Origin of the sequence: Mumia sp. zg.B17, assembly GCF_019550915.1 — a bacterium.
GTDB lineage: Bacteria > Actinomycetota > Actinomycetes > Propionibacteriales > Nocardioidaceae > Mumia.
The window spans coordinates 23,495-29,494 of record NZ_JAHWCI010000011.1; the positions used below are offsets into that span (position 1 = coordinate 23,495).

At 66.8% G+C, this 6,000-nt stretch carries 8 protein-coding genes; 1 reads left to right on the forward strand and 7 read right to left on the reverse strand.

The window, feature by feature from the left end:
* Positions 1-53: 53 nt before the first annotated feature.
* The 4 genes from KV097_RS18695 to KV097_RS18710 form a co-directional block, all read right to left on the reverse strand.
* Positions 54-581, reverse strand: a complete 528-nt coding sequence (locus KV097_RS18695) for a hypothetical protein (RefSeq protein ID WP_220366766.1) — start codon at positions 579-581, stop codon at positions 54-56.
* A 65-nt stretch (positions 582-646) separates the two neighbouring features.
* On the reverse strand, positions 647-910 hold the full coding sequence (locus tag KV097_RS18700) for a type II toxin-antitoxin system RelE/ParE family toxin (RefSeq protein WP_220366767.1): 264 nt from the start codon (positions 908-910) through the stop codon (positions 647-649).
* Complete coding sequence (locus tag KV097_RS18705) at positions 907-1,170, reverse strand: type II toxin-antitoxin system Phd/YefM family antitoxin (RefSeq protein WP_220366768.1); 264 nt, start codon at positions 1,168-1,170, stop codon at positions 907-909. Before KV097_RS18705 ends, KV097_RS18700 begins: the two co-directional genes overlap by 4 nt.
* A 112-nt stretch (positions 1,171-1,282) precedes the next feature.
* Entirely contained in the window at positions 1,283-2,089 is an 807-nt protein-coding gene (locus KV097_RS18710; RefSeq protein WP_220366769.1) for a DUF2637 domain-containing protein, read from the reverse strand.
* A 375-nt stretch (positions 2,090-2,464) separates the two neighbouring features.
* On the opposite strand from KV097_RS18710, the gene KV097_RS18715 reads away from it, so the two are divergent.
* Positions 2,465-3,727, forward strand: a complete 1,263-nt coding sequence (locus KV097_RS18715) for a pentapeptide repeat-containing protein (RefSeq protein ID WP_220366770.1) — start codon at positions 2,465-2,467, stop codon at positions 3,725-3,727.
* Positions 3,728-3,785: 58 nt separating this feature from the next.
* Here the strand turns inward: KV097_RS18715 and KV097_RS18720 are convergent, their stop codons facing one another.
* The 3 genes from KV097_RS18720 to KV097_RS18730 form a co-directional block, all read right to left on the reverse strand.
* Positions 3,786-4,166, reverse strand: coding sequence for a single-stranded DNA-binding protein (locus KV097_RS18720; RefSeq protein WP_220366771.1), 381 nt, complete (start codon positions 4,164-4,166; stop codon positions 3,786-3,788).
* Between the two features lie 442 nt (positions 4,167-4,608).
* On the reverse strand, positions 4,609-5,553 hold the full coding sequence (locus KV097_RS18725; RefSeq protein ID WP_220366772.1) for a DUF4192 family protein: 945 nt from the start codon (positions 5,551-5,553) through the stop codon (positions 4,609-4,611).
* 135 nt (positions 5,554-5,688) lie between these two features.
* Complete coding sequence (locus KV097_RS18730) at positions 5,689-5,883, reverse strand: hypothetical protein (RefSeq protein ID WP_220366773.1); 195 nt, start codon at positions 5,881-5,883, stop codon at positions 5,689-5,691.
* Between the last annotated feature and the right edge of the window lie 117 nt (positions 5,884-6,000).

Here is a 6,000-nt window from a genome sequence, read left to right on the forward strand (position 1 = left end):
ATCGTTTTTGGTCACCGGGACGACGAAACGTCCGCCCCAGGAGGAGTGCCCGTCTAAGTCGTCTCCGTAGAGCCAGCACCCAACCTGTCCCGATCTCGCTGCCTTGTCGCGCCAATCGTTGTGAGGTACTGGCCCGGATGGCTTCCGTTTCCTCTGTCTTCCAGATCATGTACGAGGTACGCGACGGCCGTCTCAAAGTCGCTCACGTTCATTCGTGAATCAGGGATGGGGATCAGACCGTGCCCACCGTCGATTCGGCAGAGTTCTACCCGGTCGATGAGCGCGTTGTGCCAGAAGAAATCGACCCAGATCGATCGCACGGCCGAGTCGACGAAGTCTGCTGCCCAGTCGAAGTGCAGGTCGCGGTCGTGAGCCTCCAAGCCCCAGGACATAGTGAGGGCCGGTTGTTCGCGGCAGACAGCATGGTCACGATGTTCACCTGCGACGTAACTGAACTCTCCGTGCGATCCGGTTCCATACATCCAGCGGTAGTGAAACGACGGGCCGGCCACACCCAGCCGATACCAGGCCTCCCCGGATCGATCGGCAATAAGTTCGTGCTGGATCTTGAACAGGTCCATTCCGGCCTCCGTCTTCCCATCGCGTGAGCCGATCATGCTAGTGCGGCCGAGTGGCGCCGGAGCATTCAGCGCCCGTAGGCCTCACGGCGGTGCGCTACGCGAAAGACCGTGATGAGGACAGTTGTGTCTTGGACCTCGTAGAGGACCCGATAATCACCAATCCGGATCCGCCAGGCGTCGTCAAAGCCGGACAACTTCTTGACTCCGGCTGGCCGAGGATCAGCCTCTAGTGCGGTGAGAGCCGCGAGCACCCTTCGCCGTACAGGTGGGTCAAGTCGGCGAACCTGTTTCGCCGCAGCGCCGGTCAGGTCAACCTGGTACCGGCTCACTCGGCAAGTTCAGTGCGCAGGGCCTCCAGCGAGACTCGCTGACCGTCGTCATCAGCCTTCGCCGCCCTCAACTCAGCAACGTCTCGAGCCAGCTCAAACGCCTCCAGCGCCTCGAAGTCCTCCACGCCGATCACCACCGCGGTGACCTTTCCGTGCCGGGTGATCGCCACCCGCTCATGCCCATACGCAGCACGCCCGATCACATCCGGCAGGCCAGCTCGCAGTTCCCGCGCCGACACCTCACCACTGATCGTGTCCATGGAAGCATCTTAGCAACTGTGTACACAACTGCACATCTGTGTCCACCTTAGCCCTTCTGGAACTCGGTTGGGCTCGAGCCCGACCCGCTGCGTACTTCCCAGTGATTCCGCCTCATCGCGATCGCGGAACCGTCTCCCCCTGGCCATCTCTGGCGTTGATGGTGCGGGCGACGGTGCTCTTGCCGCATCCGAGTTCCTGGGCGATCGCGCGCTGCGACATGCCCTGGCGCCGGAGCTGGAGGATCCGTTGTGCCCGGTCGTCGTACGCGGGCGCCTGCTCGTCGGCTCCGGCTTCCGCCTCGCGGGGGCCGGCGGCGCGGACGGGGAGCTCGCGCAGCGGGTGGGTCGTCGCGGTGGTGGTCTGCTCGATCGCGGGCCGCGGCTGCCGGTCAGTCGGCTCGGGGTCGTGGGCTGTTGTCGGCTCGGGAGCCGGACGGCTGTGAGCGGGCGGTGGTTCGACCACGAGGCGCGCCATCGTGTGGGTGGCCGCGAGCTGGCCCAGCGGTGGAAGCGCGGCGATCAGTGTGCCGACCACTGTCTGCCACGTGAGGACTCCGTGCGCGGCCCAGGCGTGGGATCCGTTCGCGCTGACGGAGACGACGGTGAACGTGGCCAGTGCGGTCCAGGCGAAGATCGGCCGCTGCCCACGGCCGCGCTCGACGAGGACGGCCACGGTGTAGACGATGATCGCGCCGTCGATGAAGACCGGAACGGCCCAGCGCAGCGACGGGCGGATGTTGGCCCAGGCTGCGACGTCGACCAGCCCCGCGAACGACAGCATGAAGGTGACCGCGCTGAGCGTCGCCGCCCCCAGCACCGCGAGCCACAGTAGGACCCGGGATTCGGTCGAGATGGTCATTCGCCGTGGAACGGTGAACCCCGGGTGGTGCAGGCTCTCGGACATCGGTGCGGTCGTCATCGAGGCGACTCCCCCTTTATCGGCACGCTTGCGGTTATATTATCAGATAACCTAATCGTCTGCGTGCTGATATCGTGGTGTCCATGGTTGATCGGGAGCCGCCGGAGGATCCTGGCCCGGGGCCGGCGGGGCTGTACGACGTGGAGCGGTTGGCTCGACGCCTCGGCGTCGCTCGATCGACCCTGCGTGGAGCCCGTCGGCGGGGGGTGGACTGGTTGCCCGCGCCACTGGGAATCCTCAACGGCGCCCCGGTGTGGAGCGCTTCGTCGCTCGAGGGAATCGAGGAACGCCGGCGACCCGCTGGCCGCCCTCGCAAGTCCGACTGACTGAGCGCAAGCAGCACGCCAACCGCGTTCCCCCTGCAAGACTCCAGCCATGCAGCAGGTAGGGGATCAGTCCGTCGCGACCGAGGAGAGGCGCGCACGGAAGCAGCTCCGATCGCGCATACTGCAAATCACAGCCCTTTTCATCCTCGCGATTGCACTCCTGTTGGTCGCGTGGTGGGCGCTGCACGAACTCCCGCCGATGTTCGTCGACGAGAGTGACGGGCGCGGCCTGGAAGGCAAGGATCGCGTCGATGCGATCGCGAACGAGCGACGCACCGTTCTCGCCGGACTCGCCGGTATCGCCGCCGCGATCGGACTGTTCTACACCGCCCGTAGGCACCAGCTCGACCGTCAGAGTCACCAACTCGACCGCGAGAGCGCTCAGCTCGACCGTGACAGCAACGTCACCGAGCGCTACACACGCGCGATCGAGCAACTCGGCCACGAAACCATCGCAATCCGTCTCGGTGGCTTGTACGCCCTTGACCGCCTCACCGACGACTCAACACGCGATCAAGCAACAATCCTGCAAGTGCTCACCGCGTTTGTGCGAAACCGAACCAGGGCAGAGCCTTCCGTGCCGCCCGACACCGATGTGGCGGCCGCGCTAACTCTGCTGAGCCGCAGGCAGAACACGACGAGCGCGCCAATCAACCTTCGTGGAGCGAGGATTCGACAAGCGGAGATGCCACGAGCGCATCTGAGTGGCGCTGATCTCACCGGCGCGGACCTCACCGGCGCGGACCTCACCGGCGCGGATCTCACCGGCGCGGACCTCATCGGCGTCCACCTTGGGGGCGCGGACCTCAGCGATGCCCATCTTGAGGGGGCGAACCTCACTCGCGCCCAACTCGAGCGCGCCACTCTTTGCGGTGTCCATCTCAACGACGCAAACCTCCGCTACGCGGACCTCCGCTACGCCAACCTGGACGCCACAAACCTCAAGGGCGCGGACCTCGTCTACGCGAATCTGGTTCACGCCAGCTTTGTCGAGTCGGACCTCGGCTGGGCCAAGTTCAGCAATGCTGATCTATCCGATGCAAAGTTCTTTTCCGCGTACATGTTTCACGCTCAGCTCAACGGCGCCAGGCTGTGCGGCGCGAACTTGCGCCGCACAGCCCTCGCCCACGCCAACCTCATTGGGGCGGATCTGACCGGCGCAATCCTCGCGAACGCGGACCTCGCCGGCGCCAACCTCACCGCCGCGAACGTCACCGGCGCAAACCTGCATGGCGCGAACCTCGCCGACACGATCGGAATCAGGAGCGCAATAGGGCTGCCGCGAGAATTCTGGCCACCTGATAACGAATAGTCCCGGCACATGAGTGGAGGGCTGCCCCCAGTGGCAGCCCTCCCCCAGCTTGGGTGGTTCAGATCTTCTCCTCGGTGCGGATGTTGCGGACGGCTTCGGCGGTGGCCCAGCGCAGGGAGATTCCGACGGCGTCGGCGAGGACCTTCTGCATGGTCCGCTTGGCTCCGGTCTCCTTGTCGTCCCAGCTGTCGGTGGTGACGTTGCCGGCGACGATGACCCGGTCGCCCTTCTGCAGCGAGCCGGCGGTGTTCTCGGCGAGGGTGCCGAAGGCCTTGACCTGGTGCCGGTTGGGCTCGCGGTCCTCCCACTCCCCCGCTTCGTTCTGCCGGCGGCCGTTGACCAGGACGGTGAACTCCACGACCTGCTTGCCGCTGGGGGTGAAGCGCAGCTCGGGGTCGGCTGCGAGGTTTCCTTCGAAGATCGTCGTGGTGGTGAGCATCGGGTTCTCCTTCGCTGGCGGGTGGGACTGCACCCGGTGGTGGTGGCCGGTTGGGCCGGGCGGCTGCTTGCTGCCTGCCCGGTATGGCCGTCTGTCCAGTGGCGTGGAGGCTCGGGGTCAAGGGCCGGCGTAGCCGGTACATCTCGCCCTTGACGCTGAGACAGCCGCTGGTAGGCCCGGCTGCCACCGTTGTGGCGTGGGTGGCGGTGTGTCGGCCGAGCTCGTGAGGTCGTCTCGATAGCCCGCGCGGAGCGCGGCGTCTGGGAGGGTCAGTGCGCTGTTCGTAGTTCTATAAGTGCCGGAGTCACAGAGTCCGGCAGTACGGGAGTCTGTTACTACCAGGGGTGCTCCGGCCGGAGGCCGGCGACGAGTCAGCGCCGCGGAGCGGGTCCGCTCCCCCGGTTGGGGTGCCCGGCTGGTCCGGGCACCCCAACCGATCGGGTTAGAGGGTCTCGAGCGCGCGGTCGAGGACGTCGGAGGCCGGCGGCGTCCAGTGGGCGGGGTTCATCCCGAGCCGGGCTGCCATGCGGACCAGGTCGGCCAGGGTGTGGGCCTCGTCGCCGGCGTTGTCTGCGGCGTCGCAGGCCAGCCGTGCGGCGTGGCCGTTGCCGTCCATCCAGGCGGCGAAGGCGGCGAGGGCGAGCAGGTTGCGTGCGGACTCACGGTCGGCGTGACCGGCGAGGTCGGTGAACAGGTGCCACGCCGTCCGCGCGTTCGTGACGGTGACCTGGAACATGTAGAGGTCTCTGACCGGGATGAGCAGACTCGCCGCGACCAGGTGGTCGACGACGTCGCGGTCACCGACGGCTGCCTCATCGTTGAGGACACCGGCGACGGTGGCGATGGCGTCGTCGGCCCAGGCGCGCCGGTCTGCGACTGCTTCGACGATCGCCAAGGCGCGCTCGAGGGTGACCGGCTGGTCGAAGCGGCCTGGGGTGAGCGCCTGGTCGATGTCGTGGCGTGGCCTGGGGATCTCGATCCCGGCGGCGACGGCCTCGACGATGATCCGGTTGCTCTCCAGATCGACGGGCTCGCTCGCCCCGCAGCCGCAGGCGCAGCGTGCCTCGATCAGGTCGGTGGCGATCACGGACATCACCGTGAGGCCAGTCCTCTCACGCAGCGCCCGGTCCACGGCGACCCCGTCGTCGTAGGTGCCGAACACGATCACGATCAGCGAGGATGCGGCCAGGTGCTTCATCACGTCGGTGAGGCAGCTCGGCTCGGCGATCAGGTCGGCGGTCTCCATGATGAGCCCGTTGGGTGCGTCGGGGTCGGCGGCGTCGACGACGTTGGCGACCGTCCAGCCCTGCTCGGGGACCATGCGCATGTTGACGACGGCGGCCGCGACCTGCTCGGCCAGGGTGCTGGCGACGATTCTGTGAGCCATGAGTGGCTCCTTCCTTTGGCGTGGGGAGTTCGGAAGTGCCGGAGTCTGTGACTGCGGTAGTGACGGAGTGACAGAGTCCGGTGGTCTGTTGGTGCTGGTGGGGGCGCGGCAGGTTCTGCTCGCGCCCCCACCAGGTCAGTGGTTGACCCGCTTGCGGAGCACGGTCGGCTCCGGTGCGATCACTCCCCCAGCCACGGTCGTGGTGCAGTTTGTGCAGCCCTCGGCGATGACGTAGGCGTCGAAGAACTCCTCGACGCTGCTGCGTGTGGTGTCGAGGTCGGCGTGCTCGGCGCAGGGGTCGAAGTTCCACGAAGCGATGATGTGAGCCATGGGTGGCTCCTTCCTGCCCGGGCGTGGGTGCGCCGTCTGGGTCGGCGACAGTTGTTCGCCCCTCCCGGGCAAGAGAAATGTCGAGCCGCTGTGGAGGGCGGAGGGCAACCTCGGGGA